This window comes from Priestia sp. P5_B4 (genome assembly GCF_056400385.1).
The window spans coordinates 1-1,584 of the sequence record NZ_JBFULJ010000881.1 but is presented as its reverse complement, the minus strand read 5'-3'; the positions used below and the strand labels follow the sequence as shown (position 1 = coordinate 1,584).

Sequence of the window (1,584 nt, the reverse complement as noted above, 5' to 3'; positions counted from 1 at the left end):
CTTTTTTTCCTGTAACCGAGAATGCAAAACCAATCTTTTTTAGCTGCTCGCCTGTAGKGGAATGTGTAATTGTTTTTTCTTCRAAATTTTCAACGTTAAATTCAAYATTATTRATAATTAATTGTTTCAATTCAACCACCTCTTTATCWATATTAATACGACGAGTCTTAAAARATTCCCTGTTTTCYCAAAATAAATAAAACACTGATGAATTAGTATCCTTAAAAAATTATTTAGAAAACCTTGTGCTTGGAAAGATAATTAGTGAAGATTGATTGTAATGTCATATTTAAAGAAGAAAATTAAACTGTTTTGTGGTTATATAACAGTGGTGCTGGTGAAATTAAGGAACAAGATTCATTTGGAAAAGTTAAATTAGTATCACTTTCTGAGCTTAAAGCGTTAGAAAAGATAGATTTTCACGAATGAGTTGTTAACTGTCTTAAATTTCGAAGAGCAACAAAACCTGCTTTAGTTCCATTACCAACTAGAACTAAAGCAGTACATACTCCAAATGTTGCTAGATTTGAATGAGCAATCAATTGGGCAGAACAAAAACGAATATTACTTCTTGCAAGTTCAACGGCTTTTACCTCATATTTGAAATCACTAACTTTATAATTACTATACGAGTGTCCTGTTCTAGGTAACCCCTCTCCGTTATCTAAAAACATGTTAGTTGAACTAGAATAAGATTTCATATGCAAATTTATAAGTTTGTCCAAATCTTGACTACAGTTAATTGTTTTTTCGTCTAAAAGTCCATAATTGCTACCTAAATCAATTAATTCTTTCCTTTTTTTTGTAATACACTTTTGTAAGTCTTTTATTTGACCTACTGGCTTGACTACCATTAACATAGCTTTTTCTCACCCCATCGGAATTTTTCATCTCTAGGAAATTTAGTATGTCCATAATAAAAAGATTGGGCCAACAAAAAATATTATGAGCAATATAAGATAGAATGAAAACGATTTCTACAAAACATATCAAAAAATTACAAGAAAATACAAAAACTGTAGACATTAATTAGGTAGTCCAGTCGAAAAACTATATATTTTTAGTTAGCATAATGTAATTTATAGAATAGGTCCCTAATATTAAAAGAAAGCGTATCAGCAAATAGAAGTGAGATTTTTTAAAAAAAGGGGTTACGAAAAAAGGGAAAAATTCTCAATTATTAGGAAAATAAAAATAAATAGTTTAGCTCCTTTTTAACGTGGAAGATAAAAAATATATTAAAAATTATTAGGAGGAATGTAAAATGACAACTAATAAAAACAATGACAAAATGAGCCGTGAAGAAGCTGGAAGAATGGGTGGCAAAGCTACAGCCAAAAATCATGATAAGGAATTTTATCAAGAGATAGGCGAAAAAGGCGGAGAAACTACAGCTAAAAACCATGGGAAAGAATTCTACCAGGAAATCGGTGAAAAGGGTGGCAATTCCAACAACAAACGTACTAATGACTAATTGTTTGTAAAATTGAATTTTTGTCTTTTTACGTGGCATATGATATACATTTTTAGTTCGCATCATCAACATTAATAGAAGCCAAATTCTTTATCTATAAAGAATTTGGC

General features: G+C 29.7%; 1 protein-coding gene and 1 pseudogene. One reads left to right on the top strand and one right to left on the bottom strand.

Annotated elements, in window-relative coordinates; genetic code table 11:
* Window positions 1-419: 419 nt before the first annotated feature.
* On the bottom strand, window positions 420-854 hold the full coding sequence (locus AC1DRF_RS27090; RefSeq protein ID WP_477742196.1) for a Spo0E family sporulation regulatory protein-aspartic acid phosphatase: 435 nt from the start codon (window positions 852-854) through the stop codon (window positions 420-422).
* A gap of 410 nt (window positions 855-1,264) precedes the next feature.
* Here AC1DRF_RS27090 and AC1DRF_RS27085 point away from each other — a divergent pair.
* Window positions 1,265-1,459 (top strand): annotated as a pseudogene (locus tag AC1DRF_RS27085) (KGG domain-containing protein); the annotation flags it as partial.
* Between the last annotated feature and the right edge of the window lie 125 nt (window positions 1,460-1,584).

Coding starts and splice junctions, on each gene's coding strand:
- AC1DRF_RS27090 (WP_477742196.1), bottom strand. CDS start 854: ATGGTAGTCAAGCCAGTAGGTCAAATAAAAGACTTACAAAAGTGTATT.